Genomic DNA, 20,737 nt, shown 5'->3' with positions numbered 1-20,737 from the left:
GCGGGGCGGTGGTCGTCCGATTTCCCTTGCCGCCTGAATCAGCGGCAAAGTCTCAGCACTGGCAGGAGGCCGGAGCACAGTAGCGCATCTTGCAGCGGCAGATGTTCAGGCCCAGTCCCATGCCTGCCTCCCACGCCGGTTGGGTGGCCCTGCCCGGGGTCACGGATCGAAAAGCGTGGGCAGCGCGTGCTCCGGGATCGGATTGCCTTCCCAAACAAGCGCTTCGCGTTGCAAGCAACACGATATTTGCGGTCGGCAGCGTCGGTCGCGTTCTGCTTTCACTTGGCGTCTGCGTACCCGCCGCTCGCATCGGGTACGAGGGATGCGCAACCGACTACCCCACATGCATACCTCGTTCGTGCTGGAGGGCGCCATGCGTCAATCTTGCGAGCCGTACCGCGGGTACCAGATCGACGTTGAAGTTAGGATCACCTTCTCCCTTTCTTTCACCGGCGTACTGCGTCGCTTCACAGTTTTGTGGGTCATATACGCCTGCGACGATCAGATCGCCCCGGTCGCAAGCTACCCGGAAAACGTCGATTTCATATCCGAAAGTGCGGCGGCCGAATACGGGCTTCGACGAGCTCGTGCGTTCATCGACTGTATGGCGCGCCAGCCACAGTGATCTGACGCATCGCCTGCATCATTCATCTGAACAAGCTCGTCATCGTTGTCTGCGCGCGTCCGCTCCGTTCTTCTCCGAATGCACGATACAGCCTTCGTCCGGTTACGATTATGGATATACCACGGGTCAAGGCGATCGAAGCAATGAGGGTCGATGAGTTGTTACAACAGGAATATGAGGACGCGCTGATCGAACTACAGAAGCGGTTCGATGCCGTGCGCATCCTCAGCGGCGACGATTCAATCGACCCACTCGTTGTCCATCGCACCCGGGAGGCGTATGAACGGGCAAGGCTTCTGTGGCTGTCGTGTGACTTGCGACTACGCAGCATGGGAATCATCGGCCCATTTCAATTCCGCCAGGCCAAAGGGGTTCTGACCTACAGCGCTACCGAGAACGTAAGGCGCTCACTTTGCGATCTGCTTAGAGCCCACGCATATGTTCCGATCGAGGTCGCGCGCGTGGATGAGCTGCACGCCGCAGCACAAGATGTTCGCTTCGCTGCGGTCCTCGCCTATATCGAGCCTGCTATGCGGAGAGCACCGTCGTTCGTGACGTATCTGAGGCGGGTATCCGAGCCACTACCTCTTATCATCCTTCCACGCTTTTCAATGGGCACGACGCAGGCTGATCGGGCTTCAATTGCCCGTCACGGCCCCTCTCTTTTGACGACATTATTTCCGGAACTCGACAGCGCTATCAGATTGGCGGCAGCGTCAAAGCGAGAGCCCATCAAGCAACCGATCATGCTAGCGCCAACCGACGGTTATGTGGCACGGAGCGGTCAGATAGACCAGCGCGGCCGTTGACAGCCTGTGGCCGACTGCACCCACTCGTCGCCCTCGTGATCCCCGACCAACCGCGAACGCACCAAACCGACCCCAAGCCGACCTTCGAAACCAGCCTCGAAGTACGTCTCTTAACGGGGAGCAGTTGTCATTCCGAGGTCACAAACGTTCGGCCCGTTGTTTAAAAAGACGCCTGCTCGCTGAACCAACGCGTCAACAATACATTTTATTTAATTCTAGATAATCTTTCTGAAAATGGCCCGCGCGGAACAGACGGACCGCCGACGAGCGGCCAGTTTGAGGATCGCCACGCTACGGAGTACTAATCAGCTTACCCGCGGTTGATGAACTGCTCTGACGAATACTGACATTCGAAATGTCGCCAGTGCCGACAACTTCGATAGGGGACGCCGTACGCATTTTTCAACAGCAACCAGTTCAACAAGAGGCAAGCTATGAAATCTCAACTCAAACCCATCAACGCTGCGCTGACTCTCGCGTGCATCGTCATGGCCTACGGTCAAGCCGCTCTCGCCGACGTGACCGTGAAGATCGGCAGCGCTGCCCCGCTGACCGGCAACATCGCCCACATGGGCCAGGATGCGGCCGATGGCGTCAAGCTCGCCGTCCAGCAGATCAACAAGGCCGGCAATCTGGTCATCGGCGGCCAGAAGGTCGTCCTGGAGGTCGATTCGCTGGATGACCAGGCCGATCCCCGGACCGGTACGAATGTCGCGCAGAAGCTGGTCGACGACGGTGTCGTGGCAGTGATCGGCCACCTGAACTCTGGCGTGTCCATCCCCGCGTCCAAAATCTACCGCGACAACGGCGTCACCCAGATCACCCCGGGCTCCACCAACCCGCAGTACACGCTGCAAGGCTACAAGACCGCCTTCCGCGTGATCGGCACCGACGCCCAGCAGGGTCCCGCCCTCGCCAAGTACGCCCAAAACCAGAAGGTCAAGACGGTCGTCATCGTCGATGACGCCACGGCCTACGGCCAGGGCCTTGCGGACCAGTTCGAGAAGACCGCCAGGGCCGAAGGCATCCAGGTGCTATCGCGCGAGGCCACCAACGATAAGGCCACTGACTTCAAGGCTATCCTGACCAAGATTAAAGCCGAACGCCCCGACGCCATCATGTATGGCGGCGAGGACGCGACCGGCGGTCCCTTCGCCAGGCAGGCTATGCAGTTGGCAATTCGCGCCAGGATTCTGGCGGGCGACGGCGTCTGCACTACCGACTTGGCCAGGCTGGCCGGCGACGCCGCCGACAACCTGGTTTGCTCGGTCGCGGGCGGCGATCTGTCCGCGATGGCCGGCAGCGCCGCGTTCGGCAAGGAACTGAAGGCCGCGTACGGCCACGATCCGGTGGTCTACTCGCCGGTTGCGTACAGCGCCGTCTACGTGATCGTCGATGCCATGAAACGCTCCAACTCGATCACGCGCGCCGATATCCTGTCCGCCATGCCCGCGACCAATCTCAACACCCTGATTGGCAATATCCGGTTTGACGAGCACGGCGACCTGAAGGACAGTTCCATCTCACTCTACAAATACGTCAAAGGCAAGCGAACCCTGCTGGAGGTCGAGAAGATGTAATCGAAGCAGGACTGACGCGGGAGCCTCCTAGTTCCCGCGCCCGCACCGCACCGCAGCGCACCAGGTGGATCTTTGTTGAGATCCTTGAATGTGCCGCCGTCCCCGGCGGCGTTTCTCTTGTGCGCTCAGCAGGAGGGCACTGCAAGCGGTGCATCGCGACCTTGATTGAAAGAGATGTGGGGAGTCTGACTGCTGTAGATCGACGCCCAAGGCAGCGAAGCGGCAATACGCCACGACAACTGCTCGCCCACCGGGTTGATCGAATGGACCGTCAGCCAGGGATACAAGAACTTTGGGGCAGTACAGCGCGCGAACAAGCCCAGGTGGACGAGGCGCTGATCAGCGCCCAGCCTTTTCGCTTCGATTGGCACGACCAAGCTCGGCTATGAGCCGAATTCGTGCCTTTGATGCGTTCAGACCGTCATAACCCGCCGTGGTCAGGCCGAGGTTGTGCGCGCGATCATAGGCATATTTGGTGACGGCTGGATTGACCCGGAAACCGTGGGCGCAGCGTGTCGATAGCACGACAGGAATATGCCCAGCGGCTTCGCTCAGAAGTCTCTCTGACTGCGCGGAGAAGCCACCCGCGCCCTTGCCTGCCACGACGATACCGTCGAGTCTGGCGATATCCGGGAAGCCAACGAGTAACCCGAAGGTCTCCGTGACGATCGCAACGCGGGCGCCAAGATCGGATACATCGAGTTCCGCGTAACTCTCGTCAACGATTCCCGATCCTGCGAGCGTGACGATATTGGCTTCAATGGAGCCGCGGATCGCCGTATCTGGTCCGAAGGGCTGAATGGCCTGCGGCCATACCTTGACGATCGAGACCGGATCGAAAATCCGTCCCGCAAAGGCAACGAGGGCGCTCGCGCCCTGCGGCATGGCCCTTGCCAGATTTGCAGAATCCGCCAGATTGCGCGGGCCATCGGCATTGGCATTGCCACCGGGTATCGCAGCACCGGTCAAAACGACAGGCCGGTCACGATCAAAAAGCAGAGCGGCGACATAGGCGACATCTTCCATTGCGTCGGTGCCGCAGCACATGACGAACGCGTCGCTCTCCCGATCCTGCCGTATGACATCCCGAGCACGGCAAAGTGAAGCGAAGGTCAGATCGCAGCTATCGACAGGATCGATGTCATGTCCGATCCAGTCTGCCTGACCGCTCAATGCGATCAGATCGCGTGCCAATAGACGCTTGATCGTCCCATCAAGCTGATAGCTTTCCGTGATGGTTCCGCCGCAATTCAGGAGTCCGATTTTCATTAGAGTCGGCCTTTAGACAAGAGTGTCGAGAGTTTGCGAGTACATATCCGCGATGGCTCCGGCGTTCTTGATACCCGTGCCTGTTAACAGGACAACTGTCGCCTCTCGAGCCCGAATCGCCCCAACCTGGGTAAGCCGGTCAAATCCTGCAACCGCAGTCGCCGAAGTCAGCTCCGGCAGAAGGCCTAGCCGCGCAATTCGCCTGAGCGCTTCGACGATTGCCTCTTCTTCCACAGCCACAGTCGTGCCGCCCGTCTCTCTGACAGCGTTGACCACCTGCGCGAGCCGTAGAGGATGGGCGATGGCCGTCCCCTCGGAGACTGTCTTTCGTATCTCGCGCGAAACGGGAGTCGTGACGCCGGCCTGGAAGCTGGCATCGATGGGAGAGCAGTTCAATGGCTGGCAAACGAATAGCTTGGGCATTTTGTGAATCTGACCCGCACGCATCAGTTCCGAGAACGCCAGATAACAGCCGAGTACATTGCTGCCCGCGCCTGCAGGCATGACGATGTTGTCCGGCGCCTGGAAGTTGAGGTCCTCCCAGATTTCGTAGCCGACCGACTTGGTCCCTTCCAGGAAAAATGGCTGCCAGTTGTGACTGGCGTAGAAGATGTTCGCGGACTGCCGGACTGCCTCGTCCTCGCACGCCTGTCGAGGCCCGTCGACCAGTTGCACCTCCGCCCCGTAAGCCCGCATCTGGGCGATCTTCGCGGGCGACGCGTAGGCGGGCGCCAGAATCTTCACGCGCACAGAGCCTGCAGCGCCGTAAGCCGCCACTGAAGCTCCGCCGTTGCCTGAACTGTCCTCCAGAACGGAGGCGATACCTTGTTGTCGTAACATCGAGAGCATCACCGTGGTGCCGCGATCCTTGAAGCTGCTGGTGGGGCTGAACCACTCCAGCTTGAAGTACGGCCGGTGGTCGTCCCATGTCTTCTGGATCAGCGGGGTGCACCCTTCCCCCATAGAGATGGGGGACACAATCTCGACTGGAAGCGATGCGCGATAGCGCCATTGGGAGCGAAGGTGTCGGTCGATGTCATCCCGGGAAATTCCAGCCAGCGGCGAGATCAGGAGCGGTCTGCGGTCGTCCGAACACCACCGGGGCGTGTCTAAACGATAAGTGGTGCCGCTGAGCGGCTCAACATAGTGCGGTTTCAAGTTTCCGACTCCTCTTTAGCGCATACCGGATCGCTGCAAGGGCAAGACGATGATGGCTGTGACGTTGTTGGGTCTTACGGGAAGGCCATTGGTTGATGAAAAGGTGGCCCTTGCGCCCTTAGCATCAGCGATTGACCGGCCCGCCATCGACAGCGCGCGGGGTGATCGCACGGCGACGCGCGATGAGGGCGACGAGCGTGCACGGTGCGGGTCATCATCGCGGATCGTCCGGATATTCTGGGTTCAGGCCAGGACAGCTATCACCAGGGCCACGCCACGGTGACTCCGAGGCTCAGGTCAGTGGCGCGGCGGTGGATCAATCGAGCGACGGTCAGGTCCTGCAAGGCCAGGCCGGTCATGTCGAAAACGCTGATATCTGTCGGTTCGCGCCGCCATTGGGAACGGCCCGTGACCAGGTCTCCCATCTCGATGGAAGGCGTGTGCGGCGCCCATTGCAGTTCTCCAAGCTCGCGGGCCTGCTCCAGGTCGTCGACGACGATCCGTGCTCGATCGAGCACACCCGAGGCAAGCTCGCGCTTGCCTCGGGTGTCCGCGCCGACGCAGTTCAAATGCGTCCCGGCGCGGAGCGCTGTTTCATCGAAAAGCGGGCCGCTACCGGTCGTCGCGGTGATGATGAGGTCACTTTGGGCGACAGCCTCATCCGCATTTGCGGCGCATCTCAACATGCAATGGCCAGCAAACAAAGATTCAAACTCTGCCTGCGGTTCCCGATCCAACGAGACGTAATTCACATGCGTCAGCGAAGGTAACGCTCTGAGGGCAAATGCGAGTTGCGCCTTCGCCTGAATGCCTGTGCCGAAGACTGTGACCACTGCGCTGTCCTGGCGCGCCAGCAGGGAAAGCCCAAGTGCCCCAGCCGCGGCGGTGCGCGCGGTGGTGATGGCGTTGCCGTCGATCACGCACATGGGCCGGCCGGTGACGGGATCGAATAGCAGCACAGTGGCCTGATGCGCTTCGCCGCCGAGTGTCCGGTTCATTGGCCAAAAGCCGGCCGCCTTGAACCCTAGCAGGTCCTGGCTCCCGACGTCCCCGGATTTGATACCGAAGATGCCGCCGGTGGTCAGCTTTTCGCGCACGACCGGGAACACGCGGCCCGCGCGCTGTCCGTGCAGTTCGAAAGCCTCGCGCACCGCCGCGATCACGTCGTCCGGTATAAGCAATTGCTCGACGACATGCTTGTCGACGAGAAGGAGCGTGGCGTCATTTGGCATCGCTGTACACCGTTGCGCGAGACACGCCTAGATGGACGGCAATGGTGTCCATTGCGCGACGGACCTCGAGCAAGCCGGCCGCCTTGAGTTCCTTCAGGAGCGAGCGGCGGTCCTCTGCCTTGAGCGCACGGGGTGTCGACGCCATGCGTGCGGCGAACTCGTCTATACGGGCGCGAATGAGGTCGGCGCTAGCAGGATCCAGCGACTCCCTGGCAGGTGTGGTGCCCTCGACGGCCATGAACCTGCTCAGCATGTTCTGAAACCCTCGGAACAGCGTGAGGTCGACGTTCATGCACAGTGCGGCGATGTAGTCGCCGTTGGAGTCCTTGATGCCGATGGAAGTGCTCTTCACCTGGCGGCCATCCGAGAACTGGTTCGGATAGTTGGCGATGATCTGCTGGTAGGCAGGGTCCATGATCCGCGCAAGCCCGAGTTCGGTCGCAGGCTGCCCGACTTCTCGACCTGACAGATTGTTGTGGATCGCAAGCACAGCGTGCTCCGGGTCACGGAGATCATGGACGACGACCTCGGTAAATGGGGCGAAAGTCTGTGCCAGCCCTTCGGCGACCTGTTTGATCTGCCCCAGCAGTAGCTGCTGTTCGGGAGTCTTCTTCGGCATGTCGGCTCCAGTAGTTTTTAAACATGCTGGGCAGTTTGGCCAATCCTGGAAGATTTGTCAAACCCCTAACAAACTGTCTAGCTGAAAATCCCGAGGTGGTTCGTCTAGGAGCTTCCAACGCCTGCTGGATCGGTCGATGCAGCACAACGTGGTCATCCACGCTCCAGTGGATTCCTCTGACATGACGCCTACCAGAAGACTTTTTGATTCGGGGCGCCCAGATCCGTGCAGCAGCCCTTCGCCCGTGCAGTGCACAGTGCCGCCCATCAGAAAACGGGGAACCCCGGTGGAACGCGTTCGAACTTTGTGCGCAATTACCGGCACGCGGCGACGACACGTTTTGCGCGTAACCTTGTACCCCCTGCTCGTTCGATCGCTCCAACAGCAGCAATCCGACTCTTGCGAAAGCAACGGCCGGTTCCTGACTCGAGCCGACGTTTGAACGTCTGCGCGACAGTACGAGCAAATGACGCCTCTTGGCCGCGTGGAGGCAATGCCACCTGCGATCTGCTAACCGAAGACCGGCCATTGAGCGAGGGCGGACGAGGCCTCGGTCAGCCAAACTGGACGACGACCTCGACCGGCCGATCATGGCCGTTCAGAAGCATTTCGTCGGCGGCTGAGTTTCAAGATACTTCGACCGAACACCAGTCGGGCACGAACCCTTCGAAGATGAAAAAATCGTCGATGTACGCGAGACCGAGTTTTTCCAAAGACCTCACGCACGCGTCTGCTGCATCTCCGCCGCAAAACGGACCGAGCGAAATCAGATTGCTAGATTCGTCAAAGTATGTCCGCAAATTGAATTCAACCATAACCACCGAGAGATCGACGTTCTTGGCTGTGAGCGCGGCTCGTCGGACAACGATTCCGAAATCTCGCGATACCTTCATCTGTAGATGGCCGGAGCAAATGTGAAGCCACAATTGTTAACGATCTACGTGCCGGTGGCGACTGGCCGTTCATGGCCGCACTCAGCCGATCATCTCTGGTTTTCGGCAATCTGTCGGCCGCTGCAGACCTAGCACACGAAGGGAGAATCGAGACGAAAATGTGCGAACGGGACGCAGAGGTCCCGCTCGTAACTCCAGTAATACCTGAAAATCAATCAGGAAGCAGACGTCTCGCTGACGACTCCGGATGCATCAACAGGAACAGTGCTACGCGCGTCGACGCTGACGGCCCCCTTCCTCGCAGTCACTTTCTTTGCTGCCTTATGCACGACTGCTTTTTTGGTAGCAGCTTTCTTCGCCGCACCCTTTCTGGCAACCGCCGCTTTAGTGGCTGCATTCTTCGCAGCGACTTTCTTCACCGGCGCCGATGCTTTCTTCGCTACTGAAGGCTTCGACTCCGTAGCGTTCTCAACCGCTCCTGCAATCAGAAACCTGGTGCGATCCTTTGCGCTGGCCAGCCATGCGGGTGCAGGACCGCGGCCGCTCCATGTAGCTCCCGTCTTCGGATCGCGGTACTTCGGCGCCTGCGGGCCGCGAACGTAATTGCCAGCCTTTTCGTTCTTCGCCATCGCAGATCCCGAAGCGACAGCGTTGCCTGCGATCAGATACTTGTTGCGATCTTTCGCACTGGCAATCCATGCGGGCGCGCGACCGTGGCCCGTCCAGGTCGCGCCGCTTTTCGGGTCGCGATACTTTGCTGTCGATGCGGACGGCTGGGCCGCAACCTTGATGCCCGGCTTGCGTCCAACTTTCGTCGAAGCGCCGATATGCGCGTCGATGTCGGCAGTCGTCAAACCGTGCGCTTCCATGATGGCGCGAATCTTCGCGATCACGCCGGACGACTGCTTCGCGGCTAGCGCTTCCGCCTGAGCCTGGAGCTTTGCGATCTGTGCCTGAACCTTTTCAAGTGTTGCCATTGATTTTCTCCCCGTCGTTAGTGTTGGCGGCACTATGCCATATAACCGTGCAAACAGGGCCATCGAGCGATAAACCCTTATAAGCGGCACCCAAACTGGAGTGGTAATCTCAAGGCACAGCGCTTGCATCGCACGCTAGTGGCTGCAATTCGTAAAACGGGGAAATCTCATGGATGAGCGAAAGCGCGACAGTATGGTCGCTTACCTGCGCCGCAGAATGGCTGAAGTCGGTATCGAACTGGATGATCTCGCGGCGGCGATCGCCGAAGACCAGATCCGGCAGAAGGCGGCTCGATATCGCAGTGCTACGGGAGAAAGCTGGTCAGGCGACGGTGAGATGCCGCTATGGCTGAAGCAGGCCATTAGCGCGGGTCAGACTCTGGACCACTTTACCGTCGCGCGCCAGGCACAGCCAGAGTCCGAGCCTCGTTCGAAGGTGGATTGGCGTCAGGACCCGTTTGCAGGCAGTCGGCTAGCGGCCGTGCAGCCGTTGCATCGAGACGTGTGAGTAGGCGCCTGGTTCGCCTGACTGACGTCAGGAAAACCCGCTGAGTCTGATATGCCAAAACGGCACGCCCGATGTGGCCATCGATGCCGATGCTGGACCAAGGTGAACGGCATTGGTAATCTGCTTGCACAGAACAAAGCCTCGACCGCACTGACCTTGACCTTCATTCCCGGGAGGATTCATGCAAGTGAGCACGGAAATGCTTGTCGACATGCTTCGCGAAGTGGAAGCAGAAGATCCCATCGACTATGCAGACCTGCCGTTTGGTGAACAGGAACTCAGACGGCTCATTGTCAGCTCGCTCGTTGAGCCTCACCACAACGTAGAGACAAGCATGTCCGTCTCCGACGTCCATGCGTTGTATCTCCTGAGCACCGCCAAGCTTGTTCTCGAAAACACAGTCCTCCACGCGCGCCTGCTTCTGCTTCAGGGGCATCAGCTCGACATGGAGGCATTGCTCGCGCCTTTCACCCTCAAAGGGAAGCGAAACTGACTGGCGGTCCCGACGAACGATAATAGCCAGCCAGCCAGTCAAGCGGCCATCCGGTGCTCGTAATATGGCCGCTCCCTGTCGTCGAGTATCGCGTATAGCGCGTCCAGGCGCGTGGGGTCGGGATTCAGCCATGCGTCAAGATGCGCTTCCCTGATCGGCACGATACATCGGTCATGACCGGCAGCTGCCACCTCTTCTGGCGGTTCGTCCGTTATGGCGGTAAATGAAAGCAGATCGGGCTCGCCTGGTGCCGACCACTTCGACCACAGACATGCGACCAGCATCGTGCTCCCATCGGCAGGCTTGAATTCAAGCACCAGATTCTCGTCCTTTTCACCCTCCCCGAGTTCTCGCCCTTCCTTCTTTGCCCGACTCACATTCTCGTAAAAAACGTCGACCATCACCAAACCATGTCGATATCCGAACAGTGGCTTCCAGAAGCCTTCAAGGTTATCCCGTCTGGCGTTGTAGGTACCAGGAAATTTGAGATCGTAGTTCGCCGGCTTACCCGCAATCCGGCATTGGTACCTCATGGGCTTCACGACCCGTTGCCCATCTTCGACGACAAGTACCGGCGCATAGTGTCCGGGGAAGATACGGGAATCTCGCGGTTCGCTCTCGCTGCGCCTGATGTCATCAAGCCGGCGAAGCGCCGCTTCGATCTTGTCGCCAGCGATGCGCCTGCTTTCGGTCGCCGCTTTCGTCTGTTTTGTCTGCAGCGTTCGCTCTGCCGCGACGAGCCTCGCGCGTTGCCTGAACAGTTCTTCCTCGAGCCTCTTGGCCTGACCGGCGTTGTACTGATCGATCAGCCGTCTGATCTCGAGTTCACTTTCGGACTGTGGCGAGCGAAACGAGTCGTCCATCGCCTTGGGAATCTTCGCGTTCAGTCGTCCGTCGGCGCGCTCCCAGTAGAGCCGCGCAAATTCCCGGATATCCATGTGTGCGCCGAACGTCCGCACATATCGTTTGTAGTCAGCTTCAATTTGCGCCGAGTAGCACATAGTCGCTCCAGTCAGTGCGGCGAACTTCGCCAGCCAGTCTACGCGCTAAGCGTGCGCCCGCTCAAGCGCGCCAACAACGTGGTCTGCGCCTTCGCGCGCCGGCTTCGCCGCCCGACCCCGGTTCGAAAACAGAACAGGCGTCGGCTGCAGTGTCACGGAGATTGGGCCGGCCAGCACGGGACCTCGACGCTTGACGATGTCAATCACCAGTCCGTCGTACGTCGGTCGCAATGCGAGCCGTAAAGTCGCAGGCGACGAGTTCTGCGATGACGCGAGCGGCCTCACCATGACGAAAAGGCTTTCCGTCGACTGCGCCGCCAGATGCAGCCGCCTGAGCGACGAGTCCTTCACTTGCTGCGCCCAGAAAATGACGGCGCTGCAGGTGCCCGCCCGAAGGATCTGCTCAACGGACCACAGGGCATCCGCACTATTCGCAGCCTTGACGAGCATCACCCGCTCAACCGGAACGCCGATGTAGTGCAGTCCAAGTCCATCCGGCAGATGCGGCGCATTGAGGAGCGCAATCGACCCGCCTGCGATCGCAGTGAGCGCCGGTCGCAACAGCCTGAACTCGCCGATGCCCGCCTGCTGAACAAGAAGATCGACCAGCGCCGCAACTGGCCATCCGCCTCCGGGCAATTCGCGCGACAGAACGGGGTACCCCGTCTCCACCACCCGTCCGCGCCCGTGCGCAAGCTGCGACGCGCGCCAGATCGACGGATGGATATCTTCCGGGCAGGCAGGTGATGCGTTCATGGGTGTGACAACAATACTGTATAAATATACAGTATCATAGACTGATCGACCTGCCAGAGAGCCATATGGACGCCCGAGTTCGCAAGCCGCAATCTCACCCGATGCCGGAAGTTGCAGAATTCGTGCGGTCGCTTCGCGACGCATTTGGCGACGACGTGATCGACGTCGCCATTCGCCAGGGGAAAGCCGGTGAGCCGAGTTTTTACGCGTGCGAAAATGGCCGCTCGGTCGGCACGGCCTCGCCATCCGGTATCGCGTGGCGGGTCGATGAGTCTGTACGCGACCGACATTTTTGTTCAGGGTGCGACGGCAGCTGTGTCGCGCAGCAGATGAGCTGTTCAACACACCTTGCCATGCAAGCTCGGAGAAACAACCGGTGAAAGCAGTGATCTGCGGACTGGCGGCATTGATAACGGTCGCGGCCGCATGCGCCGGCGAACGATACGTTGAAATCTGGAATCCGCCAGAGGCGCGCGGCGCGGCTGGCGGGCATCACGATCAGCCGTCTCGCAAGGGGTCTAACCATGAGAAAACGGCCGAACGCATGGCTCATCGCCATTCGCCCCGACGTGTGGTTGCGCACGCCCCTGTTTCTGCCGCTCCCGTGCGTGCGGCAAGTCAGGCGAGCCGGCCAACGTTCGACGACATTCCGCGTCAGTTGACGCCCGAGGGGAACGTGCTTCGCGTGGACGGCAGGACCATGCGTGCCGAGGTGGAACGCTGATGCAAAGCGAGATCTATCGGGGCTACGTTCTGTGGGGCCACGCGATTCTCGAGCAGCCAGCGTCACCCGAGCGTAAACGCTATGCCGCCAGCGGCACCGTGACGAAGGCTGGCAAGTTCGCCGAGGCGTCAGGCATTCTGGGCATTGCCGATTCGGAGATGAACGCGGAACACATCGGCCTCGAATGGGCACGGGCGTGGGTCGACAATCATTTGTGAAGAGATGCGCGCGCCTATGCAAAAGTATGTCGACTGGCGCATCTGCTCTCGCATGTCATTCTCCCCGCCTCTATCTCTGCTCAACCGGATTCGCCTTTATTCATTGTCAGTCGAACCCGTAGATGGTGCTTGCCCGTCCGGACAGACACCCAATCGTGACCATATTTCCCTTTGCCGCTGTTCGCGCAGCACCGCAGGGTCAACGGGCTTAAGCGTAATCCGCGCCCGGTCAAGCGGCCCATCCAGTTTCTTTACCTGCCGTTCCAGATCGCCGGTTGACCCCTGCACCGCGTGACGCCCGTCCTTACGACATCGCTCCATCACAGAACTCCGTTTCATTCCCGCGTGTACGCCTGGGCGATCAATCCTGCAACGAGTCCATGGACCTGAACACGCTGAGTCCTGGCGCACTGGACTACTCCTCCGATGCCCGGGCAAAAGCATCCCCGGTCCACTCCTGCGGAACGATCCCTAACTGGCGCGCCGTAGCCGTCGGCAGACGCAGCACGACTGTGCCTGGCGGGTGCCCCCACAAACTGCCGATCATGTTTACATCAACCTGAACGCCACCCTCAAATTCAAGATAGACAAAATCGTCCTTCTCGGACATCTCGCTATAGATCTGCCAGCCAGGCAGATTGCCGGCCTTCTCCTGAGACCGGATAGTGTCTTTGGTGCTCATGGCCTTCCTTTTGGAAATCTGTTCCGCGGTCAAATCGGCTAGTACAACCTGATGATCCTTTTTGCAGGATTACACATGCCACCTTACCCACTGCACGGCGAAAGCAAAAAACTGAAATGGTCTGCATGCCTTACCATGCAGCGTCTTTCGGCTGCCTGAACTCGCCGGTCGCTGCGTCGATCACGCGCTTCGGATCCTCCGCAAAGACGTCTGCCGGCTTTGCACCATCGAGAACCCTGCACGGCCAGTACAACCAGAACGCGTTCTCCCATCCGCCGCTTTCTGCATCGCGGTCCGGAAGGATTGTGAGCAGCGTTGCAACGTCAGGAATTGGACGACCCTCGCGGTCGAACTGGAAATCCGGATAGACATAGCGTCGGCGCGGCCTGCTCCATACACCGAGGATGATGCGCTCTGTTCTCAAACGATGGACATATGCGGCCGCGTCCTGTGACGACACACCCAGCCGTGCTGCGACCCGTTCGCTGTCGGGCCAGTCCCTGGCGAGCAGTTCGTCACGAAACGCCTGGGAGAATGCACGCCTCTCGTCCTCCGATGGGGGCTCAGATATCTGCAGCCAAAGTCCCAGCACCCGTCGCAAACAATGCTGGCAAAGATCAACCCGGATATTCCTGCCGTCGCCGAAGATCGAGTGCATGCCCGTCCGCCACGCCAGCGACTGCTTCTCCGCATGTTCCGGGTCGGTGTGGTGCATGCGCCGGCCACACCGGTCGCATACACACACGGGGATCTGTTCCCGGTCGACGCCGCGATAGTCAAACATCAGCGTCACCAGGCGATTCCTCGGGCGGAACCTCTTCCGCGTCTCGCGGACGGCTGTCGATGGCCCTCCCCCGCTTCGACGCCGGGGGCTTTGGGCGCACACGTCTCGTCGGGCCGGCCAGTACCGAGATGTTGTTGTCAGGGAACGGTATCTTTGCAGCGTTGATCGCCCACTCACGGGTGGCGAGCGCGAAAGCCTTCAGGCGCGCCTCTAGTTGCTCGCTGCTCTCGTACGGCGGCAATGCCTGTCGCCGTCTTTTTCGCCGGTTTGCCTTGGTCACGTGGCCTCCCTGTCGAAGTGACTTCCCTATATCTGTAGTCTTTTCGCTCAACGCCAACGCTTGCCAGCGGCCCTTTCACCGACTCCCCTATGGACGTAGTCTTTTGCATACGGACGACCAGCGGGAACCGACGCAGTGTGTATGTCCTGCTGTCTCGCGGGAATCCCGTAAAGCGCGCAGCGAACCTACCCGACTAGCTGGTCGTCAAGCGCCGACAGCCTGTCGCTCAACGCCCGTTGTACGGTCAGGTCACTCAGACCACGCGCGGGCGCACAGGCGATAAAGCGGCGCTCCGTCGCCTGCGTCGCAACGACGCTCGCGTGATCGTCGATGGCGAGCCAGTGAATCAGTTTCCTCCGACGAACTTCCGTCAGGATCTCCTCAGACCGGCACGATCCGACACTCTCCACCACCCCCGCAAACCGGTTGCCCAATGGCCCCAGTAGCCGTATCAGCGTTGCGTCGTCGAACAGCCTTCGCCAGTCGGAGCTGATGATGATCCGCACGGCCGGATACTGAGCCAGTAGCGCCTCCAGGATCGGACGCCAGACGAAGAGCCCCGGGTTGTCGATCAGACCGAAGTCGTCGTCAAGTGCGGGCTCGCCGACGGGACGCAGTACCCCGTCGAAGTCAAGAAACAGGGCGGGGAGCACCGTGGGATCGGCTGCGCGGTTCGCTGCCAGCGCGTCGCTGATCGGTTCGGGCATCCTCATGGAGACAGGCGGAAACGTAGGTGGTTTAGGACCTGCATGACCGGCTCCCGTTTGCCCCGCGATTCTCTGCAACTCCGCTCGTGGTCGGTGCGCACTCGGCGCACCGTCGCCATACATATCTGCAAGCTTTCCGCACAAGTCCTCGAAAACGTCAGGCGCACTGATGCCAAGCACTTCGCGGGTGTGGACCAGGTGTGCCCTGCACGAGGGTGGCCAGCCTTCGGCATCGTCGTCGAGCGCGAGCCACGCAGCCGGCCTGCGACGACTCACGTCCGCCAGGACCTGAACGCCACGAGGCAGTTCAAGGAATGCGGCAGTATCCATCCTGCTGTGATAGGTCGCGCCGATCACGCGCGCGCGCAGACCGGCCGGCAACCGTCGGGCGGCCTGCGTGAAGCTGAGCAGGCGGACCCAGTTCGTTGCCAGCACGATCTGAACGTCCGGGTACGGCTCAAGCGCCTGAGCGAGAAGCGGCGCAAGCTCGAATACGCGATGCCCGGGCGGCGTCGCGACGTACGGCCCGATTCCCGGACGCCGCCAGACATTTTCCGGATGCAGCACGCCATCGAAGTCCAAATACAGCACCCAGCCCCCGGTGCGAGCCGGCTTGGGCAAAGTCGCAACAACCGGGACCCCAGCACGAGGCCCCATAGGCGTTCCTGCCAGACCGCCCCTGAAGACCCCCGGCATCATCAACTACACAAACCGAAGCGCAGGTGGTTCACAACCTGAATGACATGCTCCCGCTTGCCCTGCGCCAATAATTCAAGTGCGCTGGATCCGCCGAATCCGATCGTCCGGCCCACGAGCCAATGGCCGGCCTGATTCTCGGATTCGCACGTAGCAAGGAGCCCTTCGACCAAGTCCGGGTCACTTGATCGGAGCGCGTTGACGGCCCGGCAACCGATCCTTTCGAGGTCCGCGTACTGCCCCGACGCTGCTTCTGCAAGCCTTTCGATCTCGGTCATGCTATTGCTCCTCATTTGGTCTGCGACGCGGACATCGCGTCGGTGTGGCCGTGTTTTGCGGCCGTCGGGTACCTCTTATTGCCTGCGGCGGCCGGGTCGGTCCGTCGTCCCCCTGTTAAACGCAACGCGCTCCGGCAATTGCAATCACAGCGCGATCACCGGCGCCGGATCGAACGCCGGGTTTTCCCACTTCGGGCCGACCGGCATCTCTTCGCATAGCCGAGGGGGTTGGCAATCACGCGCGTCCCGCCGACGCAGTAATCGAACGACTCATGCACGTGGCCGTGAATCCACGCGTCGGCGTGGCCAAGCAGTTGCCCCAGGTCACTGACGAATGCGGCGTTGAACGGATCACCCGCGTAGCGTAGATGCACTGACGGCGGTGCCACGCCGTGACGGGTCACCACGACCGTGCGGCCGTCGAAGGGCTTCGAAAGCTGGTCCTGCAGCCAGTCCAGCGCCTTTTTGTGCTCGGCCAGCGCGTGCTCAGGCCGGAACCGTTCGCTATCGTCGATGCGGATCGCACGGTAGTCATGCATCATGCGGTCGGCCAGCGCCATGCTTTCGTCGCGCGTGCTATCGAGCGCATAGTCGGTCCGCAGGCAGCAGCCGAGGAACTTCACGTCATCCACGACAAGCACATCACGCTCAATGTAACGGACCGCGGTCCCGGTCGCACGCTTGCGGATGTCATCGGCCAGCGCGCCGTACTTCGCGCCATACCCTTCGTGGTTGCCATGAACGTAGATGACCGGTACCGGCCAGCGCGCAAAATGCTCGACGGCATCCGCACGATTCGCAATGTCTCCCGCGAGCACCAGCACGTCCGCATCGGACGGCGCGATCGGGTTATAGCCAGGAAAGCTCCGGTGCAGGTTTTCCAGATGTAAGTCGGACGCGATCTGGATACGCATCGGGGATCGTGCACGCTTTCCCGCCCGGCTCACCTTCATCATCACCATCGTTGTTCCTTATGTCACGGGGCGGCGTAATGGAGCCGGGGATGGGCGGCGTAATGGCGCCAGCAGAAACGGGGTAAAACGCGGATTCGAACAGTTTCAAGATTGCGGTCTTTTACCGTTTTTAGCAACCGCATTTTCGCTGCTTTCAGGCATCGGCTTTGGCTTGCGGAAGCTCTCGCCTTCTATGACGACACGATAGGCACCATGACGAAGGCGGTCGAGCGTGGCGGCTCCGAGAATGCGGTTGTCAGGGAAAGCCTCACCCCATTCACTGAAGTCCAGGTTTGAAGTCAGGATCGAGGCTGCCCGCTCATACCTGGCGGCAATCAGGTCATGGAAGTCTTCGTCATGAGGTGCGCGAAGTGGCTTGAGCGCGAAGTCGTCAACGATAAGCAGCGGCACACGCACGAACTGCTGGAACTTGCGTTCATAGAGATCCGTGGCGCGCGCTGCGTGCAGCTTCTTGAGCAGATCCGTCTGCGTGATGAACAGTACGTCGCAACCCTGGCGTACGGCGCAATGCCCGAGCGCCTGCGCCAGATGCGATTTGCCGACGCCTGTCTGGCCGACCATCAGGACGCAGACCTTCTCGTCGATGTAGCGGCCGGTGGCGAGGTCGTGAACGTGCGCCCGGTTTAGCTTTGGCAGCCGGTCGAAGTCGAAGGTCTCGAGCGTCTTGCCTAGCGCGAAGCCGGCGCGGGTGATCCGCGCGCCGAACTTCTTCTGGTCGCGTCGTGCGACCTCGTCATGCAGAAGCATGGCAAGGAACTCGGTGTAAGCGAGTTGCCCCTCGATTGCCTGCCGGTTGCGCTGCTCAAGCGAGTCGAGGACCCCGGACAGGCGCAACTGCTTGAGGATGGTGTTCAGTTCGGGACTTGGATTCATGACACTCAGTGCAGAAGGATGGACTGGAGATCACGGCCGAAGCGACCGCCGTTCAGGTACGTGTCGGATGGTGCCGGTGTTTGTGTGGCTGCCTGCTCGCTATCGAGTCCCTTGTCGAGAATGGTCTTGACGGTGCGATACTTCGGGTTCGCGAACGCGAGTGCGCGCTCGCAGGCGGCGTTCAGGCGCACATCACCGTACTTCTCGCGCAAACGCACAAGGCCCTGCGCGCCCCTCAGGTTGACGAGCACCTTGTCGTTGAACATTGCGAGGATCACTGCGTGGCAGGCAGGCCCGATGTCCTTTGCACGCGCCAGACACCACTGCGGGTCATGTTCAAGCCATGCCTGCGCCTCTGGCGGCTGATGATCACGCACCGTATGGCGGTCGCCAGGCTTGCGTAGTCGCGGATGGGTCGCGACGAGCTCGTGGCGGTGGAACGCCTGCACGACCGTGTCGGTGGCCTTCAGCCACAACTGCTTGCCCACCAGCGTGAAGGGCACTGAATAGAGCACGTTCTTGTAGACGACGTGGCCGTCGGTATGCACCTTCACCTCGCTCCACACTGCCAGCACCGGCGGCACGTCAGGCAGCCGCGTGAGCAGCGGGCGTTCGATCGCAAAGCGCGCGAGTGGCTGGTCGCGGGTCGTGCCGTGCTCGCGGGTGCCCGCCTGCTGGGAGACCCACTCGCGCAATTGCCGGTTGGCGTCGGTCAGATCCCGGAACTCGCGTAGTGGTACGAAGGACTTCTTGACGTATTTGACTCCGGATTCAACGATTCCCTTCTTGGCCGGGTCGTGCGGTGGACATGCGTCGATCCGGAATCCATATCCCTCGGCTAGCGCGGCATAGGAGCGCTGGACTGCGGGTTCATAACGGCAGGCCTTGATGATCGCGCACTTCGCGTTGTCTATGATGACCCGGCCAGGGCAACCGCCGAACCATTCAAACGCCCGCCGGTGGCAGGCCAACCACGTCTCGACCGTCTGGTCCAGGACGATCTCCGCGTACTGGTGACGCGACCAGCAGAGCGTCATCACAAAGATCCACGTCTTGAGCGGAAGGCCTGACTCGTGCCTGAGCACCGGCCCGGCGCCAAAGTCAACCTGGGCGGCGTCCGCTGGCGCAAATTCGAGGATCGTCGTCGTGCCGACCGGATGACGCTCGGCGGCCAGGCGACGCAGCATGCGCTTCACGGCGTCATAGCTGCCGGTGTAGCCGTGATTGCGCTGAAGGGCGGCATGGATCGTGGTGCCCTGCACGCCGGCGGCCGCCCAGCTTCGGATCTGTTCACGAAACGGCTCTGCCGTCGACACGCAGGTGTGCGGCAAGTGCGGCGAGCGACCAAAAACGCCAGCGATCACTGCGTCATCCGGCAGCGGCTGGGCGGGATCGAGCCATCCCCGTGCCTCGGCCTGGCGCCGCACAGTCGTCAGCTTCTTGCGTCCCATCAAGCCGCCGCGAGCGATGTCGCGGTCGGAATCGCCTTGCCGCATGCGGACAAGGACTTGGCGGTACTCGAACAATTCGAACCTCCTGTTGGCCATGGACGCTCCGTTCAAATAGAACGGAGCGTACCGACTTGAAAAGTTCGAATCGCGCTCTAGCCCTGGTGCTGCTGGCGCCTATGCGCCGCCTTTCGGGTGGCTCCTTTACGCCGCACGTGAGGTGGCGCCATTACGCCGCCCCTCAGGTGGCGCCTTTATGCCGCCCTCGAAATGGCTCCATAGTGCCGCACGGTGACACCTTAAACCTTTCTTCCCACTCGCAACTCTCAGTTGGCAGAATCACACTGACCGGATCAGGGTTCGCCAGTGGATGAGCGAACTGTTTAGCGTTCGTGGCGCGGTGCGGCGGGCGGACGGACCAGAACGCCGTTGCGAGGAAGAGTGCGTGTGGCCCGCGATCACTCAGGTAGTCCCCTCGCCATTGGATGAGACGAACTAGCAGCAGCACCATGCACATCGCAAAATTCAGAACATTGACGGACGTGCTGAACGGTACTTGTTCATCGCTTTTCCTGCTCTTCAAGATGTCGTTTCGTTATCTGCACCTCTCATCGTCCTCTTGCGCACCCGGTCATCAGCGACTTTAGGAACGTCTGGCGCTACTGCTGAAGTCGACGCTTGAGAACAACCGCCGTGCATCGTTCCCCACAGGGTTGGAAGCGAACTGCTTGAGAGTGCGAGGTCAGCGTCTGATGGGAAATGGCGCAAGAGTTGAATAGCAAGGGTGCGGACAAGAAGGTGATTGAGCTGGTCTGTGTGACTAGCAAGTGTCTCGAGGAACTGTCGCGTCCCCCGCACCGCGCGTGTGCGTTCTGCGGGCGTTGTCATCTCACTCCCCCTGCTCCTTGGCTGAACGTCCCCGCCGGCAACCTAAGATCGAGCAACCACTAGCCTCATTTTCAAGACTATAGTCTCGTATATGAGATTTACAAGACGAGATTTAAGCTTTTTCAGGCTATTGTGAATTGGATAGTCGGATCAATGATCGGCGCAGGACCGCAAGCGGCGCACGACTTTGACGACGGTCCACGCCGAGACAGCGTCGGTCTCGCGCGAGACCGACTCATCCGGACGTCAGCAGGAAAGGCGATGA

General features: G+C 60.6%; 24 protein-coding genes. 8 read left to right on the top strand and 16 right to left on the bottom strand.

The features are described from left to right. Window positions 1-343: 343 nt before the first annotated feature. From QEN71_RS18595 to QEN71_RS18585, 3 genes are all read left to right on the top strand, one after another. On the top strand, window positions 344-625 hold the full coding sequence (locus QEN71_RS18595; RefSeq protein WP_201662191.1) for a hypothetical protein: 282 nt from the start codon (window positions 344-346) through the stop codon (window positions 623-625). A gap of 110 nt (window positions 626-735) precedes the next feature. Then, complete coding sequence (locus QEN71_RS18590) at window positions 736-1,434, top strand: hypothetical protein (protein ID WP_201662193.1); 699 nt, start codon at window positions 736-738, stop codon at window positions 1,432-1,434. A gap of 434 nt (window positions 1,435-1,868) precedes the next feature. Continuing rightward, window positions 1,869-3,014 (top strand): branched-chain amino acid ABC transporter substrate-binding protein, encoded by a 1,146-nt coding sequence (locus tag QEN71_RS18585; RefSeq protein WP_201662195.1) that lies wholly within the window; start codon window positions 1,869-1,871, stop codon window positions 3,012-3,014. Between the two features lie 339 nt (window positions 3,015-3,353). Here QEN71_RS18585 and QEN71_RS18580 read toward each other — a convergent pair whose 3' ends face one another. The 5 genes from QEN71_RS18580 to QEN71_RS18560 all read right to left on the bottom strand — a co-directional run bounded on the left by QEN71_RS18580 (window position 3,354) and on the right by QEN71_RS18560 (window position 9,162). Further along, a complete protein-coding gene (locus QEN71_RS18580; protein ID WP_201662197.1) occupies window positions 3,354-4,283 on the bottom strand; it encodes an asparaginase domain-containing protein in 930 nt (309 codons plus the stop codon). 12 nt (window positions 4,284-4,295) lie between these two features. Next, entirely contained in the window at window positions 4,296-5,441 is a 1,146-nt protein-coding gene (locus QEN71_RS18575) for a threonine synthase (protein ID WP_201662199.1), read from the bottom strand. Window positions 5,442-5,701: 260 nt separating this feature from the next. Further along, window positions 5,702-6,673, bottom strand: a complete 972-nt coding sequence (locus QEN71_RS18570) for an ornithine cyclodeaminase family protein (protein WP_201662201.1) — start codon at window positions 6,671-6,673, stop codon at window positions 5,702-5,704. Then, window positions 6,663-7,292: a helix-turn-helix transcriptional regulator gene (locus tag QEN71_RS18565; protein WP_201662203.1), complete on the bottom strand. Its 630-nt coding sequence runs from the start codon at window positions 7,290-7,292 to the stop codon at window positions 6,663-6,665. The genes QEN71_RS18570 and QEN71_RS18565 overlap by 11 nt, the downstream gene beginning before the upstream one ends. A 1,108-nt stretch (window positions 7,293-8,400) precedes the next feature. After that, a complete protein-coding gene (locus tag QEN71_RS18560) occupies window positions 8,401-9,162 on the bottom strand; it encodes an H-NS family nucleoid-associated regulatory protein (RefSeq protein ID WP_201662235.1) in 762 nt (253 codons plus the stop codon). Window positions 9,163-9,331: 169 nt separating this feature from the next. Between QEN71_RS18560 and QEN71_RS18555 the strand changes: the two genes are divergently transcribed. Continuing rightward, on the top strand, window positions 9,332-9,670 hold the full coding sequence (locus tag QEN71_RS18555; protein ID WP_201662206.1) for an H-NS family nucleoid-associated regulatory protein: 339 nt from the start codon (window positions 9,332-9,334) through the stop codon (window positions 9,668-9,670). Window positions 9,671-9,851: 181 nt separating this feature from the next. Beyond that, window positions 9,852-10,163: a hypothetical protein gene (locus QEN71_RS18550; protein WP_201662209.1), complete on the top strand. Its 312-nt coding sequence runs from the start codon at window positions 9,852-9,854 to the stop codon at window positions 10,161-10,163. Window positions 10,164-10,201: 38 nt separating this feature from the next. Here QEN71_RS18550 and QEN71_RS18545 read toward each other — a convergent pair whose 3' ends face one another. Then, window positions 10,202-11,164, bottom strand: a complete 963-nt coding sequence (locus tag QEN71_RS18545) for an SOS response-associated peptidase family protein (protein ID WP_201662212.1) — start codon at window positions 11,162-11,164, stop codon at window positions 10,202-10,204. Window positions 11,165-11,209: 45 nt separating this feature from the next. Then, the gene (gene imuA, locus QEN71_RS18540) at window positions 11,210-11,920 is read right to left on the bottom strand and encodes a translesion DNA synthesis-associated protein ImuA (protein ID WP_201662215.1); all 711 of its coding nucleotides are present in this window, start codon (window positions 11,918-11,920) and stop codon (window positions 11,210-11,212) included. 65 nt (window positions 11,921-11,985) lie between these two features. Between imuA and QEN71_RS18535 the strand changes: the two genes are divergently transcribed. Genes QEN71_RS18535 through QEN71_RS18525 form a run of 3 tightly spaced genes read left to right on the top strand, consistent with a single transcriptional unit; the run spans window position 11,986 to window position 12,862 of the window. Then, window positions 11,986-12,300 carry a hypothetical protein gene (locus QEN71_RS18535; protein ID WP_201662218.1) on the top strand — a complete coding sequence of 105 codons (315 nt, stop codon included), beginning with the start codon at window positions 11,986-11,988 and terminating at the stop codon, window positions 12,298-12,300. Continuing rightward, a complete protein-coding gene (locus tag QEN71_RS18530) occupies window positions 12,297-12,644 on the top strand; it encodes a hypothetical protein (protein WP_233472193.1) in 348 nt (115 codons plus the stop codon). The genes QEN71_RS18535 and QEN71_RS18530 overlap by 4 nt, the downstream gene beginning before the upstream one ends. After that, window positions 12,644-12,862 carry a hypothetical protein gene (locus QEN71_RS18525; protein ID WP_201662221.1) on the top strand — a complete coding sequence of 73 codons (219 nt, stop codon included), beginning with the start codon at window positions 12,644-12,646 and terminating at the stop codon, window positions 12,860-12,862. Before QEN71_RS18530 ends, QEN71_RS18525 begins: the two co-directional genes overlap by 1 nt. 415 nt (window positions 12,863-13,277) lie before the next feature. Here the strand turns inward: QEN71_RS18525 and QEN71_RS18520 are convergent, their stop codons facing one another. From QEN71_RS18520 to QEN71_RS18480, 9 genes are all read right to left on the bottom strand, one after another. Further along, window positions 13,278-13,544: a hypothetical protein gene (locus QEN71_RS18520; protein WP_201662224.1), complete on the bottom strand. Its 267-nt coding sequence runs from the start codon at window positions 13,542-13,544 to the stop codon at window positions 13,278-13,280. 130 nt (window positions 13,545-13,674) lie between these two features. Beyond that, window positions 13,675-14,337 carry a hypothetical protein gene (locus QEN71_RS18515; protein ID WP_201662226.1) on the bottom strand — a complete coding sequence of 221 codons (663 nt, stop codon included), beginning with the start codon at window positions 14,335-14,337 and terminating at the stop codon, window positions 13,675-13,677. Next, window positions 14,321-14,608 (bottom strand): hypothetical protein, encoded by a 288-nt coding sequence (locus QEN71_RS18510; RefSeq protein WP_201662229.1) that lies wholly within the window; start codon window positions 14,606-14,608, stop codon window positions 14,321-14,323. Before QEN71_RS18510 ends, QEN71_RS18515 begins: the two co-directional genes overlap by 17 nt. A gap of 185 nt (window positions 14,609-14,793) precedes the next feature. After that, window positions 14,794-15,897: an HAD domain-containing protein gene (locus QEN71_RS18505; RefSeq protein ID WP_233472194.1), complete on the bottom strand. Its 1,104-nt coding sequence runs from the start codon at window positions 15,895-15,897 to the stop codon at window positions 14,794-14,796. 116 nt (window positions 15,898-16,013) lie between these two features. After that, window positions 16,014-16,289: a hypothetical protein gene (locus QEN71_RS18500; RefSeq protein WP_201662232.1), complete on the bottom strand. Its 276-nt coding sequence runs from the start codon at window positions 16,287-16,289 to the stop codon at window positions 16,014-16,016. A 155-nt stretch (window positions 16,290-16,444) separates the two neighbouring features. Next, window positions 16,445-17,251, bottom strand: a complete 807-nt coding sequence (locus tag QEN71_RS18495) for a metallophosphoesterase (RefSeq protein ID WP_233472195.1) — start codon at window positions 17,249-17,251, stop codon at window positions 16,445-16,447. 96 nt (window positions 17,252-17,347) lie between these two features. After that, window positions 17,348-18,136 carry an IS21-like element helper ATPase IstB gene (gene istB / locus QEN71_RS18490; RefSeq protein WP_201662945.1) on the bottom strand — a complete coding sequence of 263 codons (789 nt, stop codon included), beginning with the start codon at window positions 18,134-18,136 and terminating at the stop codon, window positions 17,348-17,350. Between the two features lie 5 nt (window positions 18,137-18,141). Further along, window positions 18,142-19,662: an IS21 family transposase gene (gene istA, locus QEN71_RS18485; protein ID WP_201662948.1), complete on the bottom strand. Its 1,521-nt coding sequence runs from the start codon at window positions 19,660-19,662 to the stop codon at window positions 18,142-18,144. Window positions 19,663-20,163: 501 nt separating this feature from the next. Further along, the gene (locus QEN71_RS18480) at window positions 20,164-20,472 is read right to left on the bottom strand and encodes a BPSL0761 family protein (RefSeq protein ID WP_290468214.1); all 309 of its coding nucleotides are present in this window, start codon (window positions 20,470-20,472) and stop codon (window positions 20,164-20,166) included. Window positions 20,473-20,737: the final 265 nt, after the last annotated feature.

This window comes from Paraburkholderia sabiae, from assembly GCF_030412785.1.
Taxonomy (GTDB): domain Bacteria; phylum Pseudomonadota; class Gammaproteobacteria; order Burkholderiales; family Burkholderiaceae; genus Paraburkholderia; species Paraburkholderia sabiae.
The sequence above is the reverse complement of the archived record's forward strand: the minus strand, read 5'-3'. Positions and strand labels throughout refer to the sequence as shown.

Bases quoted from the DNA above. Each gene is read 5' to 3' on its own strand.
- QEN71_RS18595 (WP_201662191.1), top strand. From the start codon at position 344: ATGCATACCTCGTTCGTGCTGGAGGGCGCCATGCGTCAATCTTGCGAG.
- QEN71_RS18590 (WP_201662193.1), top strand. From the start codon at position 736: ATGGATATACCACGGGTCAAGGCGATCGAAGCAATGAGGGTCGATGAG.
- QEN71_RS18585 (WP_201662195.1), top strand. From the start codon at position 1,869: ATGAAATCTCAACTCAAACCCATCAACGCTGCGCTGACTCTCGCGTGC.
- QEN71_RS18580 (WP_201662197.1), bottom strand. From the start codon at position 4,283: ATGAAAATCGGACTCCTGAATTGCGGCGGAACCATCACGGAAAGCTAT.
- QEN71_RS18570 (WP_201662201.1), bottom strand. From the start codon at position 6,673: ATGCCAAATGACGCCACGCTCCTTCTCGTCGACAAGCATGTCGTCGAG.
- QEN71_RS18565 (WP_201662203.1), bottom strand. From the start codon at position 7,292: ATGCCGAAGAAGACTCCCGAACAGCAGCTACTGCTGGGGCAGATCAAA.
- QEN71_RS18560 (WP_201662235.1), bottom strand. From the start codon at position 9,162: ATGGCAACACTTGAAAAGGTTCAGGCACAGATCGCAAAGCTCCAGGCT.
- QEN71_RS18555 (WP_201662206.1), top strand. From the start codon at position 9,332: ATGGATGAGCGAAAGCGCGACAGTATGGTCGCTTACCTGCGCCGCAGA.
- QEN71_RS18550 (WP_201662209.1), top strand. From the start codon at position 9,852: ATGCAAGTGAGCACGGAAATGCTTGTCGACATGCTTCGCGAAGTGGAA.
- QEN71_RS18545 (WP_201662212.1), bottom strand. From the start codon at position 11,164: ATGTGCTACTCGGCGCAAATTGAAGCTGACTACAAACGATATGTGCGG.
- imuA (WP_201662215.1), bottom strand. From the start codon at position 11,920: ATGAACGCATCACCTGCCTGCCCGGAAGATATCCATCCGTCGATCTGG.
- QEN71_RS18535 (WP_201662218.1), top strand. From the start codon at position 11,986: ATGGACGCCCGAGTTCGCAAGCCGCAATCTCACCCGATGCCGGAAGTT.
- QEN71_RS18525 (WP_201662221.1), top strand. From the start codon at position 12,644: ATGCAAAGCGAGATCTATCGGGGCTACGTTCTGTGGGGCCACGCGATT.
- QEN71_RS18520 (WP_201662224.1), bottom strand. From the start codon at position 13,544: ATGAGCACCAAAGACACTATCCGGTCTCAGGAGAAGGCCGGCAATCTG.
- QEN71_RS18500 (WP_201662232.1), bottom strand. From the start codon at position 16,289: ATGACCGAGATCGAAAGGCTTGCAGAAGCAGCGTCGGGGCAGTACGCG.
- QEN71_RS18495 (WP_233472195.1), bottom strand. From the start codon at position 17,251: ATGGTGATGATGAAGGTGAGCCGGGCGGGAAAGCGTGCACGATCCCCG.
- istB (WP_201662945.1), bottom strand. From the start codon at position 18,136: ATGAATCCAAGTCCCGAACTGAACACCATCCTCAAGCAGTTGCGCCTG.
- QEN71_RS18480 (WP_290468214.1), bottom strand. From the start codon at position 20,472: ATGACAACGCCCGCAGAACGCACACGCGCGGTGCGGGGGACGCGACAG.